Annotated in this window: 19 protein-coding genes; 11 read left to right on the top strand and 8 right to left on the bottom strand. The window is 69.4% G+C overall.

The window, feature by feature from the left end; genetic code table 11:
• Positions 1-24 precede the first annotated feature (24 nt).
• Positions 25-435: a VOC family protein gene (locus VF557_02140; protein HEX8078991.1), complete on the top strand. Its 411-nt coding sequence runs from the start codon at positions 25-27 to the stop codon at positions 433-435.
• Here VF557_02140 and VF557_02135 read toward each other — a convergent pair.
• The 3 genes from VF557_02135 to VF557_02125 all read right to left on the bottom strand — a co-directional run bounded on the left by VF557_02135 (position 413) and on the right by VF557_02125 (position 2,922).
• The gene (locus VF557_02135) at positions 413-838 is read right to left on the bottom strand and encodes a very short patch repair endonuclease (protein HEX8078990.1); all 426 of its coding nucleotides are present in this window, start codon (positions 836-838) and stop codon (positions 413-415) included. The two genes, VF557_02140 and VF557_02135, sit on opposite strands and share 23 nt — an antisense overlap.
• 68 nt (positions 839-906) lie before the next feature.
• Entirely contained in the window at positions 907-2,106 is a 1,200-nt protein-coding gene (locus tag VF557_02130) for a DNA cytosine methyltransferase (GenBank protein ID HEX8078989.1), read from the bottom strand.
• A gap of 63 nt (positions 2,107-2,169) precedes the next feature.
• Complete coding sequence (locus VF557_02125; GenBank protein ID HEX8078988.1) at positions 2,170-2,922, bottom strand: pirin family protein; 753 nt, start codon at positions 2,920-2,922, stop codon at positions 2,170-2,172.
• A gap of 23 nt (positions 2,923-2,945) precedes the next feature.
• Here VF557_02125 and VF557_02120 point away from each other — a divergent pair, with 23 nt between their 5' ends.
• The 5 genes from VF557_02120 (at position 2,946) to VF557_02100 (ending at position 8,087) form a co-directional block, all read left to right on the top strand.
• The gene (locus VF557_02120) at positions 2,946-4,160 is read left to right on the top strand and encodes a helix-turn-helix domain-containing protein (GenBank protein HEX8078987.1); all 1,215 of its coding nucleotides are present in this window, start codon (positions 2,946-2,948) and stop codon (positions 4,158-4,160) included.
• Between the two features lie 151 nt (positions 4,161-4,311).
• Positions 4,312-5,304, top strand: a complete 993-nt coding sequence (locus VF557_02115; GenBank protein ID HEX8078986.1) for an ACP S-malonyltransferase — start codon at positions 4,312-4,314, stop codon at positions 5,302-5,304.
• The gene (locus VF557_02110) at positions 5,304-6,272 is read left to right on the top strand and encodes a beta-ketoacyl-ACP synthase III (protein HEX8078985.1); all 969 of its coding nucleotides are present in this window, start codon (positions 5,304-5,306) and stop codon (positions 6,270-6,272) included. The genes VF557_02115 and VF557_02110 overlap by 1 nt, the downstream gene beginning before the upstream one ends.
• Positions 6,273-6,435: 163 nt before the next feature.
• Positions 6,436-6,702 (top strand): acyl carrier protein, encoded by a 267-nt coding sequence (locus VF557_02105; protein HEX8078984.1) that lies wholly within the window; start codon positions 6,436-6,438, stop codon positions 6,700-6,702.
• Between the two features lie 131 nt (positions 6,703-6,833).
• Positions 6,834-8,087 carry a beta-ketoacyl-[acyl-carrier-protein] synthase family protein gene (locus tag VF557_02100; protein ID HEX8078983.1) on the top strand — a complete coding sequence of 418 codons (1,254 nt, stop codon included), beginning with the start codon at positions 6,834-6,836 and terminating at the stop codon, positions 8,085-8,087.
• A 67-nt stretch (positions 8,088-8,154) separates the two neighbouring features.
• Here VF557_02100 and VF557_02095 read toward each other — a convergent pair whose 3' ends face one another.
• Together VF557_02095 and VF557_02090 are read right to left on the bottom strand one after the other, a co-directional pair.
• Entirely contained in the window at positions 8,155-8,631 is a 477-nt protein-coding gene (locus VF557_02095; protein ID HEX8078982.1) for a DUF3145 family protein, read from the bottom strand.
• Positions 8,632-8,810: 179 nt separating this feature from the next.
• On the bottom strand, positions 8,811-9,074 hold the full coding sequence (locus VF557_02090; protein ID HEX8078981.1) for a DUF5302 domain-containing protein: 264 nt from the start codon (positions 9,072-9,074) through the stop codon (positions 8,811-8,813).
• A 135-nt stretch (positions 9,075-9,209) separates the two neighbouring features.
• On the opposite strand from VF557_02090, the gene VF557_02085 reads away from it, so the two are divergent.
• The 3 genes from VF557_02085 to VF557_02075 all read left to right on the top strand — a co-directional run bounded on the left by VF557_02085 (position 9,210) and on the right by VF557_02075 (position 13,504).
• Positions 9,210-10,388 carry a thiolase family protein gene (locus tag VF557_02085; protein HEX8078980.1) on the top strand — a complete coding sequence of 393 codons (1,179 nt, stop codon included), beginning with the start codon at positions 9,210-9,212 and terminating at the stop codon, positions 10,386-10,388.
• Positions 10,389-10,449: 61 nt separating this feature from the next.
• Entirely contained in the window at positions 10,450-12,675 is a 2,226-nt protein-coding gene (locus tag VF557_02080) for an EAL domain-containing protein (protein ID HEX8078979.1), read from the top strand.
• 76 nt (positions 12,676-12,751) lie between these two features.
• Complete coding sequence (locus VF557_02075; GenBank protein ID HEX8078978.1) at positions 12,752-13,504, top strand: SRPBCC domain-containing protein; 753 nt, start codon at positions 12,752-12,754, stop codon at positions 13,502-13,504.
• Between the two features lie 43 nt (positions 13,505-13,547).
• On the opposite strand, the gene VF557_02070 is transcribed toward VF557_02075, so the two are convergent.
• From VF557_02070 to VF557_02060, 3 genes are read right to left on the bottom strand one after another with little or no spacing between them, the layout of a single operon-like run.
• Complete coding sequence (locus tag VF557_02070; GenBank protein ID HEX8078977.1) at positions 13,548-14,798, bottom strand: hypothetical protein; 1,251 nt, start codon at positions 14,796-14,798, stop codon at positions 13,548-13,550.
• A 17-nt stretch (positions 14,799-14,815) separates the two neighbouring features.
• Positions 14,816-15,556, bottom strand: coding sequence for an alpha/beta hydrolase-fold protein (locus tag VF557_02065; protein HEX8078976.1), 741 nt, complete (start codon positions 15,554-15,556; stop codon positions 14,816-14,818).
• The gene (locus tag VF557_02060; GenBank protein ID HEX8078975.1) at positions 15,557-16,618 is read right to left on the bottom strand and encodes an alpha/beta hydrolase-fold protein; all 1,062 of its coding nucleotides are present in this window, start codon (positions 16,616-16,618) and stop codon (positions 15,557-15,559) included. It lies immediately after the preceding gene.
• A 132-nt stretch (positions 16,619-16,750) separates the two neighbouring features.
• Here VF557_02060 and VF557_02055 point away from each other — a divergent pair, with 132 nt between their 5' ends.
• Entirely contained in the window at positions 16,751-18,229 is a 1,479-nt protein-coding gene (locus tag VF557_02055; GenBank protein HEX8078974.1) for a glutamate-cysteine ligase family protein, read from the top strand.
• Positions 18,230-18,485: 256 nt separating this feature from the next.
• Positions 18,486-20,168: a sodium:solute symporter family protein gene (locus tag VF557_02050; protein HEX8078973.1), complete on the top strand. Its 1,683-nt coding sequence runs from the start codon at positions 18,486-18,488 to the stop codon at positions 20,166-20,168.

Here is a 20,168-nt window from a genome sequence, read left to right as displayed (position 1 = left end):
GCCACAGAGTGAGTGGGCTACCCAATGGCAATGCAGCTTCGATGTGAGATCTTTCCGTCCGACTTGGACGCCACTGAAGACTTTTACGTACGGGTACTCGGGTTCCGGGTGATGCGTCTCCAGCTGGAGCCGCCAAGTCCTTACCTGGCGTTGCAGCGAGATTCGGTCCGTATCGGCGCCGCTCTGCGCGCTGACGGAGAGGCGGGCATGAGAAGGCCGCCTACAGGCGTCGAGTTGGTTCTGGAGGTTGACGACGTCGAGGCCGAGCACGACCGGATCCTGTCGTCGGGCTGGCCTGTGGCCGAAGCGCTGCAGGAACGTCCGTGGGGTCTCACAGACTTCCGGCTGACCGATCCCAGTGGTTACTACATACGGATCACGAACCGGTTCCCCGATGATGGCAAGTCGAGCCCTAACTGCGCCGGGTCAAGTTGAGGACGTCGCGCACCCGCAGGGCCGCCGACTGCGGATCCTCGTGCTCCCAGACCACCAGCAGGGTCCAGCCGGCCTCGGCCAGCCGCCGCTCGGTGTCTGCGTCGCGGGCGATGTTGCGAGCCACTTTCTCGGCCCAGTAACTGCCGTTGGTGGACGGGCCGCGGTAGTGCTCGGCACACCCGTGCCAGAAGCACCCTCGGATCTCGACCGCCACCTGATCCCGCCGGAACACCACGTCCACCGTCCGGCGGACCGCGGGTAGCGGCCGCTCACAGACCCGGTAGCGCAGGCCCAGCGCGTGGATGGCCCGCCGGACAGCCAGCTCCGGCTTGGTGTCCCTGCTCTTGTTGGACTGCATCGAGCTACGCACCGCCGGTGTCGATGCCCAGGACTCCTCAGCCACGCCCCCACGATACGACCGCCCGAGCCGCTACCCGGCTCCCGCTCACGGAGCCGGCAACGCTCACCGGCTCACAGCGCCTGCCCGTTCCCCCGCGCCGCAAGCGTCAGAGGCCGCAAGCCGCCCCGCACCAGCGGCATCAGGTAGTGCTCGGCCAGCCAGCTGACCACCGGAACGCACACCGCGTCGCCGAACCCGAACAGGGCCTGGTTCCGGCGAAGCCCGTCGAGGCGGTAATGGGGCGCTCCCATCAGCCGCGCATACTCGCGCGGGGTCATCCATCGGGCCCGCACCTCGCCGCGGCCGGCCTGCACGACGGCCTGCTTGGACGAGCCGCCGCGGGCTGTCCGTAGGCACCCCGAGACGTCGTCCGGACGGATCTCCCACACCGCCGTCCCGTGCCGGGTCCGCCGGTAGGCGGTGCGGTGGGAGTAGCGGTCCAGATCTCTCAGAACGTGCAGCCGGCGCAGCTGCAGCCCGCTCAGCGACCCGACGAACGCGGCGGTGCGCTCGGCCGACCACCACTGCTCACCGGCCGGGTCGAAGAACTCGACCTGCTTGCCCAGGCCGGCCGTCAGCGGCGGTGGCGGAGCCGGCAGCGCCGCCTGGTGGGTGCGCAGCGCGGGGTCTGAGAACACCGCCCGCAGCCAGGCAGGCCGAAGCTCGCTGTCGGCGACCGGCGAATCGGCGACCGGTGAATCAGCAGCCGGGTACGGATCGGCAGGCGGGTCCAGCGCCCCCACCAGGAACAGCCGGGGCCGCGATTGCGGAACGAACCGCCGAGCGTCCAGGGTCAGGACGTCCACGGAGTAGCCAAGCCGGTTCAGCTCCCCGACCGCAGCCGCCAGGTCCGCGCCGCCAGAACTCGTGGCGAGCCCGACGACGTTCTCCAGCGCGACGACCGGTGGCCTGCGATCACCCAGCTCCGCCAGCACCCGGGTGAAATGCCAGAAGGCGCCGGAGGCCTTGCCGGCCAGGCCGCGCCTAGAGCCTGCCAGCGACAGGTCCGTACACGGGAAGGAACCCCAGGCCAGGGCCAGGTCCGGTGGCAGCGAGGCGCCCGAGACCTCGCCGATGTCACCGAGATGGAATTCGTGCCTCGGCGCCGGGTCCTGGAAATGCCCGTGATACATGCTCTGCTTGGCCGGCTCGATGTCGTTGGACCAGACGACGTCGAAGCCGGCGGCTTCCAGGCCCAGTCGCACCAGGCCGATGCCCGCGAAGAACTCCGCGGCCGCCGGTCGGCCCTGGTACGCGGTCGAACTCGGCATGACCCGCACGTTAACGAATCAGGCGGGCAATCCCGGCCAGGCGGCCAGGGCTGAGGTGTGTCGCTAGCGCAGCTGCCAGACCAGCAACTCGGCCGGCTGGTCCGCCGACACCCGCTCACCGCCGCCGCCGGTGATCCGCAGCGCGTCACCGGCCACCAGCGCCTGGCCGCCGCCCACCTCGCCGCCAGCCAGGCCGCCGCCGGTCGCGGCCTGAACCGTTACCGAGCCCGCGGCCAGGAACGCGTGGAGGAAGGGCGCTGCCGGCAGCGTCAGCGTCGCGCCGGCCGGCAGCCGGGCGACCGACAGCGCGGCGTCGCGTTGCCGGATCCGCAGCACGTCCTGATCTCCGGGCTCGGCCAGGCCGGAGGCGAGGACCACCAGCTCGCCGGAGTCCAGCCGATCACCCACCCGCAAGGCCCGGTGGCTCGGCGCCAGCCCGAACTCGTCCGGGCTGAGCCACATCTGCACCAGGTGCACCGGCCGGTCCTCCCGCGCGCTGGACTCGGTGTGCCGGATGCCGCTGCCGGCGCTGATGTGGTGCAGCTGCCCGGCGTGGATCAGCGTGGAGTCCCCTGCCAGATCGTGGTGCCTCAGCGACCCGGCAAGCACCCAGGTGAGAATCTCGACGTCGCGGTGGACGTGCTCGGGATAACCCGGGCCGGGCTGCACCAGGTCCTCGTTGTGGGCCAGCAGCAACCCGAAGTGGGTGTCGTCCGGGTCATAGTGCGAACCGAACGCCAACGAGTGCCGGGAATCCAGCCACTCGGTGCGGGTGCGCGCCCGATCCACGCCGCGTCGTATCTCATACCGGCCCACCCGACTCACACTAGGCTCGGCGCGTGGGCGGCACCCTGAGCGAGGCGACGATCAGCCGGATCGAGCAGTCCTCCGGCGCGCTGGCCACCCGCAGCCTGGCCCGGATGGACGAGCAGCTGGCCTGGTTTCGCAGGTTGCCCGCCGACCAGCGGTCCTGGGTCACGCTGGTGGCGCAGGCCGGCATCGGCTCCTTCGTGGAATGGCTGCGCTCGCCGAATGAGGCGGTCCGGCTGACCGGTGAGGTGTTCAGCACCGCACCCCGTGAGCTGGCCCGCCGGGTGTCGTTGCAGCAGACCGTCGAGCTGGTGCGCCAGACCATCGCCGTGGTCGAGGAGGCCGTCCCGTCCCTGGCCGGTCCGGGCGAGGAGCAGGACGTCGCCGACGCCATGCTGCGGTTCTCCCGCGAGATCGCCTTCGCCGCGGCCCGGGTCTATGCCGGTGCGGCCGAGACCCGGGGCCGGTGGGATGCCCGGCTCGAGGCGCTGGTGATCGACGGCCTGGTACGGGGGGTCGGCTCCACCGAGGAGGGGTCACCGGTCAGCCAGCTGGCCGCGCTGGGCTGGCGGGCCGAGGGCGCGGTGACCACCGTGGTGGGTTCGGCACGGATCGACCTGGACCCCACCGAGGCGCTGGACTCGGTGCACCGGGCAGCTCGCCGGGCCGGCTTCGACGTGCTGGCCGGAGTGCACGGCGGCCGGCTGGTGGTCGTCCTGGGCGGCATCACCGACCCGCTCGACGCGGCCAGGACGGTGCTGCAGGAATTCGGCGACGCGCCCGTGGTGGTGGGTGGTTCGGCGCCGCGGATCGAAGGCGCGGCCGAGGTGACCGCGACGGCGCTGAGCGGGCTGCGCGCGGTGGCCGGTTGGCCCGGAGCGCCGCGCCCGGTGTCGGCTGATGACCTGCTGCCCGAGCGGACCATCGCCGGTGACCTCGGGGCCCGCCACGAGCTCATCGAATCGGTCTACCAGCCGCTGGTCGAGGCCGGAGATGTGCTGCTCGACACCGTGGTCGGTTACCTCGACGGCGGCCGGGCGCTGGAAGCCACTGCCCGGGCGCTGTTCGTGCACACCAACACGGTGCGCTACCGGTTGCGCCGCGCCGCCGAGCTGTGCGGGCACGCGCCGACCGACGCCCGGGGAGCCTTCACCATCCAGCTCGCGCTGGTGTTGGGCCGGCTCAGCGGCTACGGCCCGGCCCGTTCGACTGGCCCCCAGAACGGCCAGTCCAACTCGCATTAGACTGCCCCGCCATTGGCGGAATCCTTGCATTGCAACCGCTTACATGGACGTCGGGAATGTCGTCAGTTGTAGTGAACCTCTAAAATAGCGGCATGAACACTGTGCGAGCCGTGCTCGCCGTAAGTACTGCAGACAGGGCACCGTAAAGGGTGTGATTGCCGTACTCGCTCCCGGGCAGGGAGCTCAGACTCCCGGCATGCTCGCGCCCTGGCTCGAGTTGGACGGAGTGGCAGAGCAGGTCGCGACCTTCTCCGAGCTCTCCGGCCTGGACCTGGCCAGGCTCGGCACCACCGCGGACGCCGACGAGATCAGGGATTCAGCCGTCACCCAACCGCTGATCGTGGCCATGGGTCTGATCACGGCCGGCCAGCTTCCGCTGGGCACTCTCACCCACAACATCGCGTTGGCTGGTCACAGCATCGGCGAGGTCACCGCCGCCGCCATCGCCGGCGCGCTGACGCCGGAACAGGCGATCTCGTTCGCGACTCGCCGCGGAGCCGAGATGGCCGCGGCCTGCGCGGCCACCCCGACCTCGATGGTCGCCGTTCTCGGCGGCGACACCGACGAGGTGCTGGCCGCCATCCTCGCCGCCGGCCTGACGGCGGCCAACCGGAACGGAACGGGTCAGATCGTGGCCGCCGGATCGGTCGAGGCGATCGCCACTCTCACCGAGAACCCTCCGGCGCGGGTCCGGATCCGCCCGTTACAGGTCGCCGGCGCCTTTCACACCCACTACATGAGTTCGGCCGAGCAGAACCTGCGGACCGTCGCGGCGCAGCTGACGCCCGGCGATCCGAACCAGATCCTGCTGTCCAACGCCGACGGCGCCGCGGTCAGCGACGGATCCACCGTGCTGGCCCGGCTGGTCAGCCAGGTCACCCGGCCGGTCCGGTGGGACCTGTGCCTGGACACCCTGCGCAACCTCGGCGTCACCGGCACCGTGGAGCTCGCACCGGCCGGCACCCTGACCGGGATCGCCCGGCGCGAGCTGCCGGACGTCCAACTGGTCGCCGTGAAGACCCCCGAAGACCTCGACAAGGCGCAGCGCCTGCTCGCCGAGCACTCAGCACCCGAGCAGGACCCGCAGGCAGCCACCTCACTCAGCGGCCCATCGGTCGCCCAACTCGCCACGGGGATGTCCTGATGAACGTCACGCTCACCAACTCGCCCCGGTCACAGGGCAGCCGGGTAGCCGGCCTGGGCCACTACCAGCCGCCGACCGTCCTGACCAATGACGACCTGGTCGCGCTCGGCGTCGACACCAACGACGAGTGGGTCCAGAGCCGGGTGGGGATCGCTGAGCGCCGGTTCGCGATGGACGAGACGATGCTGGACATGGGGGTGGCCGCGGCCAGCAAGGCGATGGCGAACTCCGGCATCTCGGCGACCGACGTCGACCTGGTGATCCTGGCCACCTGCACCGGCAAGCAGCAGGTGCCCGGCGGCGCCGCCGAGCTCGCCAGCCGGCTGGGCATCAACTCCCCCGGCGCCTATGACCTCAACGCCGCCTGTGCCGGCTTCGTCTACGCCTTGAGCGCGGCCTCCAACGCGGTGACCGCGGGCCACGCCCGCAACGTGCTGGTGGTCGGCTCGGAGAAGCTGACCGACTACGTCGACCTGCTGGACCGGGGCACCGGGATCATCTTCGCCGACGGGGCCGGCGCCGCGGTGGTGACCGCCAGCGACTCGGTGGGCATCGGGCCGGTGGTCTGGGGCTCGGACGGCGACAGCGCCGGCGCGATCACCACCGACGCCGAATCGGCCACCCTGCGGCAGGAGGGCCAGTCGGTGTTCCGCTGGGCCACGTCGAAGATGGGAGACGTCGGGCTGCAGGCCTGCGCCGCCGCCGGGCTGGAGCCGGCCCAGCTGGCCGGTTTCGTTCCGCACCAGGCCAACCTGCGGATCATCGACCTGATCGCCAAGAAGCTCGATGCCCCGAACGTGGTGGTCGCCCGCGACATCATCCACTCCGGCAACACCTCCTCGGCATCGATCCCGATCGCGCTGTCCAAGATGCTGGAGCGCGGAGAGGTCGCCAGCGGCGCGCCCGTCCTGCTGGTCGGCTTCGGCGCCGGTTTGACCTACGCGGGCCAGGTAATCCTTGCCCCCTGAGTTCCCGGCTGGGTAGGTCCGGCCTCGGGCCCGACAGGTCCGGCCGGCGAAAAGATCCAGGCCTTTCGGCCAGCAAGCCATCGCGGACCAGCGGTGGAGCACCACCGAGAACGACGCCGTTCCCGACCGGGACGCGGCGATCCAGGCGAAGGCATGGCCTTCGATGCAGAGAGGTAGAGCACCTGTGGCAACGAACGAAGAGATCCTGGCTGGCATGGCGGAGATCCTGAACGAGGTCGCCGATGTCGCCGAAGAGGACGTGACCGTCGAGAAGTCCTTCACCGACGACCTCGATGTCGACTCGCTGTCCATGGTCGAGGTCGCGATGGCGGCTGAGGAGAAGTTCGGCGTCAAGATCCCGGATGAGGAACTGCCCAAGCTCAAGACCGTCGGCGACGCCGTCAGCTACATCAGCGCCAACCCGAGCTGACTCGCTCGCCCGAGCGGGCTGATCGCGGCTCGGCCGGGACGCCGGGGCGCGCTCGGCCCGCCGAAGCAGCACACTGAGCACCTGACAGCACCTGGCGCACCTGCCCGGACGAGAACAAAGGACAGCCAACGATGACCGAGACCGTGGTGAACACCAGCGACCCGGTGGTGGTGACCGGCCTTGGCGCGACCACACCGCTCGGCGGCGATGTCGACTCCTTCTGGAGCGCGTTGCTGGCGGGGACGTCCGGCGTGGTGGCTCTGCCCTTCGACTGGGCCTCGACCATCGCGGTCCGGATCGGCGCGCCGATGGCCGTCGACCCGGCCGGGGTGCTGCCCCGGGTGCAGGCCCGCCGGCTGGACCGGTCCGAGCAGGCCGCCCTGGTGGCTTCGGCCCAGGCCTGGGCGGACGCCGGCTTCAAGGGCACCTCGGACGAGAACGGCCTGGACCCGTCCCGGGTCGCGGTCGCCATCGGCACCGGGATCGGCGGCGTGACCAGCCTGATGCACCAGCACGACATCCTGCTGGAGAAGGGGCCGAGCAAGGTCTCGCCGCTGATGATCCCGATGAACATGCCCAACGGGCCGGCGGCCTACGTCGGGCTGCAGATCGGGGCCCGGGCCGGCGTCTACACCCCGGTCAGTGCCTGCGCTTCGGGCGCCGAGGCAATCGCCTACGGCCTGGACCTGCTGCAGCTGGATCGGGCGGACCTGGTCGTGGTCGGCGGCACCGAGGCCTGCATCCACCCGCTGACCATGTCGGGCTTCGCCCAGATGCGGGCGATGTCCACCCGCAACGACGAGCCCGAGCGGGCTTCGCGGCCCTACGACAAGAACCGGGACGGCTTCGTGCTCGGCGAAGGCGCCGGCGTCCTGGTGCTCGAACGCCTTTCCTCCGCCCGGGCCCGCGGCCGGCAGCCGTACGCGGTGCTCGGCGGGGCCGGCATCACCGCCGACTCCTATGACATCGTCCAGCCCGATCCGGACGGCGGCGGCCAGGTCCGTGCGGCCAAGACCGCGATCCGGCGCTCAGGGGTGGCGCTGTCCGATGTCGTGCACGTCAACGCCCACGCCACCTCCACGCCGGCCGGCGACATGGCCGAGGCGCGCTGGATCGCCACCCTGCTGGGTGAGCAGACGGTGGTCACCGGCACCAAGTCGATGACCGGCCACCTGCTCGGCGCGTCCGGCGCGATCGAGGCCATCGCCACCGTGCTGAGCGTGGTCAACGATGTGGTGCCGCCGACCATCAACCTCGATGACCCGGAGGACGGCTTGAACGTCGACGTTCCCACCAAGGCCCGGGAAATGACCGTGACAGCCGCGCTGAACGACTCGTTCGGCTTCGGCGGCCACAACGCCTCGCTGCTGTTCCACAAGCTCTGAGCGGGCGGCTGCCAGGCCGCGGCTGCTAAGCCACGGCTAGTAGGCCACGGCTAGTAGGCCACGGCTGCTAGACCACCTTGTGCATCAGGATCACCGGTGACCCGTCGCCGGCTGCCCGGTAGGGCTCCAGTTCGGCGTCCCAGGACGAGCCCAGCATCTCGTGCAGGCCGTGGGCGAACTCGTCGGCGGAGGTGGCCCGGCTGAGCAGCCCGCGCAGCCGCTCCTCGCTCACCACGACATCGCCGTTGGCCGAGACCGCGCTGCGGTGAAAGCCACGTCCCGGCACGTAGGCCAGCCGTTCCCCATCGGTGGAGCCGGTGCCCTCTTCGGTGACCTCGAAGCGCAACATCGGCCAGGCGCGCAGTGCGGCCGACAGCCGGGCTGCCATCCCGACCGGGCCCACCCAGGTGGCCTCGGCGCGCAGCTGGCCGGCCGCGGCGGGCTGGGCGGTCCACTGCAGCTTGCAGGGTCGGCCGAGTACGCCAGCCAGTGCCCATTCGACATGGGGACCGATGGCGGGCGGGCAGCAGTGAATGAACACCACACCCCGCGTGGATGACGCCACATGAGCAGCAGACATCGCGCACCTCCGCACCTTCGACTCGACGGCAACGTCTTCCCCAAGCGCAGCCATCTGAAGTTAAGCGGTGGTACGTACGTGGCTATTGTGACCCATGATGCCGCCCGGCGCCAGCCCGTTCGGCATTTATGTTAAATCCGTGCTCAGCCGCCACTCTTACGCCGGAACTGGCGCTTGCCGCCGGCCCGGGAGTGCACGTCATGAATCTTGGACGCGTTCGGGCCCCCGGTGCCCACTCCGTCGGCGTGCTGGCTCTTCTTGCGCTCCAGCGCGTCGCGAAAGCGCGCCTTGACGTCGGCCGGCGGGGTCTCGGTATCGGCTGAGGCCTCGGAGCGGTCCGGTTCGGACGCGACGTTCGGCTCGGCCGAGGCGTTGGGGTCGGACGGAGCTGGATCTGCGGCGGCCATTGCGCCAGCCTGTCACGACGCTCACGCGACTTCAAACGCTAATGGCCAGGCCGAGGGCGACGCGGCCCGCCCCGGTTGCCTGACGTGACCGGCCGGACACCCCGCACGGGTCCTGGCCAGGGCAAAATGGAACGCATGAGCGATGTCTACATTCTCGACGCGGTCCGCACCCCGATGGGTCGTTACAACGGCGCGCTGGCCGGGATCCGACCGGACGACCTGGCGGCGCACGTGATCCGGTCAGTGGTCCAGCGAGCGCCCGAGCTCGACCCGGCCCGGCTCGACGACGTGTTCTTCGGCAACGCCAACGGCGCCGGTGAGGACAACCGGGACGTCGCGCGGATGGCGACGCTGCTGGCCGGGCTGCCTACCTCGGTGCCGGGCGTCACCCTGAACCGGCTGTGCGGCTCGGGCATGGAAGCGCTGATCGCGGCCAACCGCGCGGTGGCGGTAGGCGATGCCTCGCTGGCCATCGCCGGGGGCGTGGAGTCGATGACCCGGGCGCCGTGGGTGCTGCCCAAGCCGGCCAAGGGCTTTCCGGCGGGCTCGGAGACGCTGCACTCGACCACGCTGGGCTGGCGGATGGTCAACCCCGCGATGCCCGGCGACTGGACTGTCTCACTCGGCGAGTGCACCGAGCTGCTGGCCGAGAAGTACGGCATCACCCGGCAGGCGCAGGACGAGTACGCCCTTGCCAGCCACCAGAAGGCTGCCGCCGGCTGGGATTCCGGCGCCTATTCCGCCGAGGTGGTCGGCTACCCCGGGGTGCAGCTCAGTCGCGACGAGAGCATCCGCGCCGACAGCTCGCTGGCCGCGCTGGCCAAGCTGACGCCGGCGTTCCGACCGGACGGCACGGTGACCGCCGGAAACGCCAGCCCGCTCAACGACGGCGCCGCCGCCCTGTTGATCGGCGACGAAGCCGGCGCGCAGGCCGCCGGGCGGGTTCCGCTGGCCCGGATAGTGTCGCGAGCGGTGGCCGCCGTCGAGCCGCAGTTCTTCGGGATCGGCCCGGTCGAGGCAGCCCGGACGGCCCTGGGCCGCGCGGGTATCGGCTGGGACCAGCTGGCGATGGTGGAGCTGAACGAGGCCTTCGCCGCCCAGTCCCTGGCCTGCCTGGCCGACTGGCCCGAACTCGACCCGGCGATCGTGAACATCCACGGCGGCGCGATCGCGCTCGGCCACCCGCTGGGCTGTTCCGGCGCCAGGATCGTCACGCACCTGGCGCACCAGTTGAAGGCTCGCGGCGGCGGTTATGGCCTGGCCGCGATCTGTATCGGCGTCGGTCAGGGTTTGGCGGTCGTCCTGCACGCATGACCCAATTCCTCTGCAAGCCGGATGACCGCTGGTTAGACGGTGCATCATGTGTGAAACTGCCATGATGGTTTCGATGCGGCCGAGGGTGAGCAACCTGCGCCGGTCATGGCTCGAGCGGCTGCTCGATGTGGTGCGCGAACTCGGGACCATCAGCGACATCGACCAGACCCTGAACCGGATCGCCGAAGCCACCGTGGAATACCTGGAATTCGGCGCCGCCGCGATCAATGTGGTGGACGCTGACGGCCAGATGGTGGTGCGGGCGGTGGCCGGCCCACCCGACATCGGACAGCTGCTCGGCCGCGGCAGCCCGGTGCAGTACTGGCAGGACCTGCTGGACGCAGCCGAGCCGTGGGGTTCGCTCCGGTTCTTCGGTCACGACCAGGACCGCCAGGTGATCGACCGGATCGCCACCTGGATAGGTGAGGTCCCGACTGCGGCCCGCCCGGGCGACTGGCATCCCGAAGACATGCTGTTCGCGCCGTTGTTCAGCCCGAACGGCGCGCTGCTGGGCGTCCTCAGCGTCGACCAACCGGCCAGCGGCGAGCGGCCCGACTTCGAACAGCGGACCGTGCTGGAGCTGTTTGCCAACCAGGCCGCGGTGGCGATCACCGAATCCCGTGCGCGCGACCGCGCCGAGGCCCGCCGCTGGGAGGCCGAGCACCGCTGGCAGGTCACCTTCGAGCGGAGCCCGATCGGTGCGGCCATCGTCGGCCGGGACGGCGAGCTGCTCCAGGTCAACGAGTCGCTGGTCGAGATGCTCGGCTACCCCCGCGAAGAGCTGCTGCGGCGCCGGCTCTCCCAGCTGACCCACCCGGACGACATCGACGAGGGCACCGCACTGTTCAACGAGTTGCTGAACGGCACCCGGGACAGCTACGAGAACCAGAAGCGATTGGTGCACGCCGACGGGCACGTGGTGTTCGGCCTGCTTCACGTGGGGGTGATTCGCAACTCGACCGGTGACCTGCAGAGCATCGTCGCCCAGATCAACGACGTGACCCAGCGCCGGCAGGCCGAGGACCGGCTGGCCCACCGGGCGACGCACGACCCGCTGACCGAGCTGCCGAACCGGACGCTGCTGGAGGAGTTGCTGTCCGGCTACCTTCGCTCCGGCCGGCCGGTCGGGGTGCTGTACTGCGACCTGGACCGCTTCAAGATCGTCAATGACAGTCTCGGGCACGAGGCCGGAGATGAGTTGCTGCTGGTGCTCTCACACCGGCTGCGCGACGCCCTTCCGGTCTGCGCCACCCTGGGCCGGGTCGGCGGCGACGAGTTCGTGGCCCTGGCGCCGGACATAGCCGACCCGAAACGGCTGCAAGCCATCGCCCAGCGGCTGGCCCTGGCCCTGGAACAGCCGCTGGTGGTCCGCGGGCACCTGCACACGGCCAGCCTCAGCATCGGGATCACCGTCGGCGGCAACGGTCACGACCACCCCGACGAGGTGCTGCGCGAGGCCGACCTGGCCCTGTTGCGGGCCAAGCGCCGGGGCCGGGCGCGGATCGAGATGTATGACCCGACCCAGGACAAGCCCGTCACCCTGCACGAGCTCGAACTCGAGCACTCGCTGCGCAGCGCGCTCACCGAGAACCGCGGCCTGGTGCCCTACTTCCAGCCGATCGTCAGCCTGCTCGACAACACCGCGGTGGGCCACGAGGCGCTGGTGCGATGGGAGCACGCCGAGCAGGGCATGCTCGACCCGGACGACTTCCTGCCGATGGCCGAGCAGACCGGCCTGATCGTCCCGCTCGGCTGGTGGATGCTGGCCACCTGCTGCCGGGCTGCCGGCGATGCCAGGCTGACCGGCGGCAGCGCTCAGTGGGTCGCGGTGAACGCCTCCGGCAGCCAGCTGGGCAGGGGGCAACTGGTGCCCGAGATCCGGCGCGGGCTCGAAGCCAGCGGCCTGTCCCCGGGCCGGCTGCACCTCGAGATCACCGAGAGCGCCCTGGTCGAGGCCTCGCCGGCTGCCATCAAGGAGGTCTGCGAGGTGGCCGATCTCGGGGTCCGGATCGCCCTGGACGACTTCGGCACCGGCTACTCCTCGCTCTCGTTGCTGCGCGACCTGCCGGTGTCGACGGTCAAGATCGACCGCAGCTTCGTCGCCCCGATCGCCGCCGACCACAGCGCGCGGGCCATCGTGCGCAGTGTCATCGGGCTGTGCCAGGAACTCGGGATCACCACCGTCGCCGAAGGCATCGAGACCCAGGAGCAGCTGACCTCGGTCCGGGCGCTGGGATGCAACCACGGCCAGGGCTACCTGCTGGGCAGGCCGCTGCCGCTGAACTAGCCGCCCAGCTCCGCCGGCCTGGTGACCGTCAACGCCCCCTTGACAGGTGACTGAATAGTCACCTAATCTCGGCGGAGTGGACGCGGTCTTCAGAGCCCTCGCCGATCCGACCCGGCGCAGCCTGCTGGATGAGCTGTTTCGTGAGGATGGCCAGAGCCTGAACGCGCTGGTGGCACGCTTCGAGCTGACCCGCTTCGGTGTGATGAAGCACCTCAAGCTGCTCGAAGAGGCCGGCCTCGTCGTCACCAAGCGCCGTGGTCGGGAGAAGCTGCACTACCTCAACCCCGTCCCGATCCGGCTCGTCCACGACCGGTGGGTGAGCAAGTACGCCGAGCCGTGGACGGCAGCCCTCAGCGAGCTGAAGCAGCGATTGGAGACTCCGATGGAAAAGGTGTTCGAGATCTACATCCGCACGACCCCCGAGCGCCTCTGGCAGGCGATCACCGACAGCGAGATCAGGAGCAAGTACAACTTCGGAGTGCAGATCGCCTGCGACTGGACGGTCGGGTCCCGCTTCGAGCAGACCAGCCCGAAGGCTGACGGCCCACTCGGCGAGGGCGAGATCCTCGAGATCGACCCCCCGCGCCGGCTGGTGCAGAGCATGCGCGCGCTATGGAGCGACGACGTCAAGAGCGAAGGCACTTCCCGGGTCACCTGGGAGATCGAGCCGGTCGGAGACTCCTGCCGGCTGGTGGTCACTCACGATCAGCTGCGCGAGGGCGCCAACGACGAGCTCTACGGCGGCTGGCCGATGATCCTGTCCGGCCTCAAAACCTGGTTGGAGACCGGCGAGGTGCTAACCACGCCCGGCTCGCTGATGTACGCCTGAGCCACCTGCGCAGCTCAGGGCTCTCAGGCGCGCCCAGCGATGGTCAGGACCCGGCCTGCTGGTCGTGCACCCAGGCGCCCAGCAGCCCCCGGTAGTGCTCGATGAAGTGGTCGTGCTCGTGCGGGGGGAACGTCGAGCGGACGGTGTTCACCAGCAGCTGGTCGAAATCGGCTCCGGCCACCCACTCGAGCACGACCTCGTCCAGGTTCGCCAGCCTGCTGGCGCAGAACTCCTGGTAGCGATCGACGTCGAAGTAGTCATCAGCCAGCTGCCGGTAGCAGGCCAGCTTGTCCTCATAGGACAGCTCCTGCCGGTCGGCGATGTCGAAGTACCGGCGGGTGTCGAGGTCATAGCGGGGCTTGCGCCCGGTCACGGTGCAGAACACCGACCACTTCACCAGCGCCTTCATCGCCCACGGGAAGTAGTAGTGCAGGCTGGTCAGGGCCACGTCCGGGCAGGCGTTGGCGTAGTCGATCGGGTAGACCTCGCCGTCCTTGATCAGCGTCTCGCAGGAGTTGAACTCCCACCGGAAGAAGGCGTTGACCAGCCGGCCGATCGTCAGCACCTCATCGCCGGTGTCGGCGCCCAGAAAGTTGTGGCTGACCGAGTACCGGGCGTGCATCGGCTGGTCGGGGTCGAAGTTCATCACCATCGTCTCGGCGCCGATGGACAGGCTGCGGGCGAACACGTCGTAGCCGGCGACCGCCTTCTGCAGGTGCATCAACCGCTGGCCGGACTCGTCATAGGCCCGGTGCAGCTCCTCGCGGTTGCGGATCTGGCTCACCCCGACCCACGCGCCGCCGTCGTAGGGCTTCATGAACATCGGGTAGCCGATGTGCTCGGCGATCACGTCGAGGTCGAACGGCTGGTTGTAGCGCGCGGCGGTGTAGGCGTACTTGGCGTGCTCGGGCGGGTTCTTGTAAGGCACCAGGACGGTCTCGGGCACCTTCAGCCCGAGCCGCATCATCGCGCAGTACGCCGCGTGCTTCTCCATGCTCTGAAAGGTGAACGGGCTGTTGAGCAGGTAGACGTCGTCCATCAGCGCGGCCTTCTTCAACCACTCCCGCGGAACGTAGTACCAGTACGCCAGCCGGTCGATCACCAGGTCATAGCGCGGCTTGTACCGCAGGTCGAACGGTTCGATGGTGACCCGCTCGACGTCGATGTGGTGCAGTTGCTCGGCGTTCGCGCCGGTTCCCACCGGGCCCATCCGGCGCACGATCGACTCGAACGCGGTCGGCCAGTCCTCCTCGGTGCCGAGCAGCAGGCCCAGCAGGTGCGTCGTCTCGGTCATGGGCAGATCATGCTCCTTCAGCAGAATCGCGGCAGGTGGTGGGCCAGCTGAGCACGCCAGGAGTCCCAGTCGTGCGGTACGTCGAATCCCCACAGGTCCAGTTCGTGCGGGATCCCCTTCGAGGCGAGCAGGGCCGCGAAAGCCCGGGCGCTGGGCAGCGACTGGGTGGGGTGCACCTCCCAGGCGCCCTGGCCGACCACCAGCAGCAGGTTGACCCGGCTGCGCAGCCAGTCCAGGTGATCGCCCTCGAGGTTGGCGACATAGGACATCGGGTTGTTGAAGTAGGTCTGCTCACCCGGTTCGCCCCATGACCGCCAGGTGGTCGGGTCGTAGTTTCCGGACAGGCAGATGGCCAGCGGAAACAGGTCGGCCCGCTTGAGCGCGAAGTTGGCCGCGTGGTAGGCGCCCAGACTGGCTCCCAGCGTGATGAACTCCGAGGCGCCCCCGCTGTCCTGCGACATCCACGGCACCACCTGCTCCAGCACCCAGGCCTCGTAGCCGCCGTGCCGCCAGGCACGCTCCTCGGTCGGCAGGCTGTTGTCGGACCAGCTGTAGGCATCGGCGCTGTCGACGCAGTAGAACTTCACCCGGCCGGCCTCGACCAGATCCGCCACCGCGCCCAGCATCCCGTTGTTCTCGAAGTCGTAAGGGCTGCCCTGCTCCGAGGCGAAGACCAGCACCGGACGCCCGTAGTGACCGTGCGCCACGACCCTGCCGCTGAAGTGGCTTCCGGCCAGCTCGACCTGCTGCTGCTTCACCTAGCTCACCACCGTCTTGATCAACTCGGCCAGGTGCGGGTCGAAGGCGTCACGCCAGCCCGTGTAGCTGTGCACGTCGCGTACCTCCTGGAATTCCACCGGATAGCCGAGCCGGCGCAGCGCCGAGGCCATCGCCTGATTGTTGGCCAGGTTCTCCTCGATGGTCCCGCAGGTCATGCTCACCGGCAGCGGGTGCGGATCCGCGACCGCCTGGACCACTTCCCGGACGAACCTGGTGACCGGGCCGAACCGCGCGAACCGCCGTTCCTGGGCATCGGTCTGGACGCTGAAGAAGCTGCCGGACTGCAGGAAGAGGCCGTCGAAGGAGCCCGGGAACAGCCGGTGGGCGTGCAGCATCGCCAGCGCGCCCAGGCTGGCGCCGGCGCCGATCCGCACGGTGCTGGGCGCCGGCTCGGCCAGCGCGGGCAGCACCTCGCCGGCCAGCGCCCGGGCATAGGCCGGGTTGACCGCGTACCAGCGATTGCGGTCCCCCGGCGCCAGCAGCGCCACCCGCAGCAGCGGCAGCCGGCCGGCCTCGATCAGCGCGCCGGTGAAGTGGGTCAGCGATGCCAACGAGTCGTACTCCGGCCCGTCATGGGCCACCAGCAGCGGCGCGGGCTGCTCGGCGGGCAGCGCGTGGGGTGACCACAGCCGGCCGCGGACCGTGCTGCCGATCTCGCGGCTGCTGATCGCCAGCTCGGTGACATCGGCCGGCGTGCCCGGCAGGTCGAGCCAGCCCGGCCGGTGGTAGTCGGGGAACTCGATCACCGACTTGTCCCCGAAGGCCCCGGGCACCCGCAGCGGGTTCGCCGGGTCGGGGATCGTCTCGCGGCCCTCGTTGTGGTGGCGCAACTCGAGCAGGTACTCCATCCGATCCACCGCCGGGCGTTGCACCCGCAAGGTCCACCAGCCCCGCCGGTAGCGGAAGTCGAGCTGCTCCCCCGGGATCCGGATGTCCTGGGACAGCCGGACGCCCCGAAGCCGGGCATGCGGATCGTGCAGCCGCAAGGTCACGCCGACGGCGTCGACGACCGGGCCGGCCGGGGTCGCGGTAGTAGTCATCACGTGTGACCCTAGCGCCGGCGCCGGCGAGTTGCGCACTCGCGGGATGACCGTCGCCTCGACCTGAACCGGCGCACTCTGCCAAGCTGGTAGCGCAGAGCCGGGGTCACACGAGCAAGGAGGCGCCTCGACATGGGTGACGACGTCGACAGCATTGAGTTCACCCGGAAGGACCGGCAGAGCTACCGGGAGAAGGTCCGGCGCTGCCTTGATGTCTTCGCCCGGATGCTGACCGAGTCGAAGTTCGACTTCGAGCGGCCGATGACCGGTCTGGAGATCGAGTTCAACCTGATCGACGCCGACCACGACCCGGCGATGCGCAACGCGGCCGTGCTGCAGGCCATCGCCAACCCCGACTTCCAGACCGAGCTCGGCCAGTTCAACATCGAGATCAACGTCCCGCCGCGGGGTCTGGCCGGGCAGTCGATGCAGGAGCTGGAGGCGGCGCTGCGGGCCAGCCTGAACGACGCCGAGGAGCGCTCGCGCAGCCAGGGAGCGCACATCGTGATGATCGGCATCCTGCCGACCCTGACCGCCGACGCCCTGACGTCTGAGTCGCTCAGCGCCAATGCCCGCTACGCGCTGCTGAACCAGCAGATCTTCGCCGCCCGCGGCGAGGACCTGCACATCGCCATCGACGGCCCCGAGCGGTTGTCCACCTACGCCGACACCATCGCGCCCGAGGCCGCCTGCACCAGCGTGCAGTTCCACCTGCAGGTCAGCCCGCAGGCCTACGCCAACAACTGGAACGCTGCCCAGAGCATCGCCGGCGTCCAGCTGGCGCTGGGTGCCAACTCACCGTTCCTGTTCGGCAAGGAGCTCTGGCGCGAGACCCGGATCGCGCTGTTCGAACAGGCCACCGACACCCGGCCGGCGGAGTTGAAGTCCCAGGGTGTGCGGCCCCGGGTCTGGTTCGGCGAGCGCTGGATCAACTCGATCTTCGACCAGTTCGAAGAGAACGTCACCTACTTCCCGGCGCTGCTGCCGGTCTGTGAGGAGGAGGAGCCCGCCGAGGTGCTGGCGCGCGGCGACACGCCGCGGCTGCAGGAGCTGAGAATGCACAACGGCACCGTCTACCGCTGGAACCGGCCGATCTATGACGTCTTTCGCGGCAAGCCGCACCTGCGGGTCGAGAACCGGGTGTTGCCGGCCGGGCCGACCGTCGTCGACGTCCTGGCCAACGGAGCCTTCTACTACGGCCTGCTCCGGGTGCTCGCCGAGGAGGACCGCCCGATCTGGACCAGGCTCTCTTTCGCCGCCGCCCAGGACAACTTCTACGCCGGCGCCCGGCACGGCATCGATGCCCAGATCTACTGGCCCGGCCTGGGCGAGGCGCCGGCCACCGAGCTGGTGCTGCGCCGGCTGCTGCCGATGGCCTATGAGGGCCTGGATCGCTGGGGGGTGGACCCGGCCGTGCGGGACCGGCTGCTGGGCATCATCGAGCAGCGCTGCACCAGCCATCTCAACGGAGCCGAGTGGCAGGCCAAGACCTTTCACCAGATCGATGACGACAAGCGGCCGCTGGATCGCCGGGACTCGTTGCGCGAGATGCTCGGACGCTACGTCGAGCACATGCACAGCAACGAGCCGGTGCACACCTGGTCTGACTGACGACGCCGGGCTGCCCGAGCACCGCAAACCGGTGCGACTGGAACACCCTGGTGCCGCTATGCAAAACCCGACGGCCTGAGTAGCTTCGGAAGAAGGCTCGAACGGCAGCCTAGTTCGGGTGCGCTGATGCGGCGATCCGCGCCAAGGCCGGTGCTTCTTCCGGTTCCTCAGAGCTGACCTCTCACCCTCTCACTCGGACCGATCCGGGCTGTGCCGCACGCCAGCCAGGTCGCGTCGCCTATGAGAGGTCGGCACTGTGCTGCGACTTGATGTGAACCTGTTCGACTACACGATCCTGGCGATCTACTTCGCCCTGGTCGTGGGGATCGGGGTGATGGCCAGGCGGGCGATCGCCACCAGCGAGGACTTCCTGCTTTCGGGCCGGTCGCTGCCTGCCTGGGTCACCGGGCTGGCCTTCATCTCGGCAAACCTGGGCGCCATCGAGATCCTCGGCATGGCCGCCAACGGGGCCCAGTACGGCATGGCGACCCTGCACTTCTACTGGATCGGCGCCGTCCCGGCGATGGTGTTCCTGGGCATCGTGATGATGCCGTTCTACTACGGCTCCCGGGTGCGCACGGTTCCGGAGTTCCTGTTGCGGCGGTTCAACCCGGCCACCCACCTGTTCAACGCGCTGAGCTTCGCGGCGGCCGCGGTGCTGACCGCCGGCGTGAACCTCTACGCCCTGGCGCTGGTCGTCAACGCGCTGATCGGCTGGCCGATCTGGGTGTCCATCATGGTGTCGGCGTTCTTCGTGCTGGCCTACATCACCCTGGGCGGGCTGTCCGGGGCGATCTACAACGAGGTGCTGCAGTTCTTCGTCATCATCGCCGGCCTGATCCCGCTGGTGGTGATCGGCCTGCACAACGTGGGCGGTTACGGCGGTCTGAAGGACAGGGTGAGCCAGACCGAGCTGGGGCCGGAGGCCTTCTCGACCTGGGGTGGAACGAACGTCGGGAACTGGACCAACCCGCTCGGTGACTGGATCGGCATCGTGATGGGTCTGGGCTTCGTGCTCTCGTTCGGATACTGGACGACGAACTTCGCCGAGGTCCAGCGCGCGCTGTCGGCCAAGGACCTGTCCGCCGCGCGACGCACCCCGCTGATCGGCTCGTTCCCGAAGATCTTCATCCCCGCGCTGACCATCCTGCCCGGCCTGATCGCCCTGGTGCTGATCCCCAACCTCGGCCAGGAAGGCAGTGATTACACCTACAACGACGCCATACCACTGTTGATGAACCGGTTCCTGCCCAACGGGGCTCTCGGCATCGCACTGGCCGGACTGCTCGCCGCGTTCATGGCAGGCATGGCCGCCAACGTCAGCTCGTTCAACACCGTGTTCACCTATGACATCTGGCAGACCTACGTGGTCAAGGGCCGCCGCGACACCTACTACCTGCAGGTGGGGCGGATCGTCACCATCCTCGGCATCCTGGTCGGCATCGGCACCGCCTTCATCGCCTCGGGCTACAGCAACATCATGAACTACATCCAGTTGCTGTTCTCCTACTTCAACGCACCCCTGTTCGCGACCTTCATCATCGCGATGTTCTGGAAACGGACCACGCCCTGGGCCGGCTTCTGGGGGCTGGTGGCCGGCACCGCCGGCGCCGGCGTGATGCACTTCGCCGGTTACAACATCGCCTACTTCTACCCCGGCGGCGTGTACGACCCGACCCACTCGACCATCAACGCGCAGATGCTCAACTTCTACGGAGCGATCACCGCGTTCGTGGCCGACGCCGTGGTCACGGTCGCGGTCACCCTGGTCACCCGGCCCAAACCGGTCGCCGAGCTGGCCGGTCTGGTGTGGGGCGTGCACGACCCGAACGCACCCGACCCGGACGCGGTGCCCAAACCGGTGTGGTGGGCCTCGCCGAAGCTGCTGGCCACCGCCTCACTCGGCATCGTCCTCGTCCTGTCCATCATCTTCCTCTAG

The organism is Jatrophihabitans sp. (assembly GCA_036389035.1).
In the GTDB taxonomy this organism is placed as follows: Bacteria; Actinomycetota; Actinomycetes; order Mycobacteriales; family Jatrophihabitantaceae; genus Jatrophihabitans_A.
Note: the sequence above shows the minus strand (reverse complement) of the source record. Positions and strands in the feature narration are given on the sequence as shown.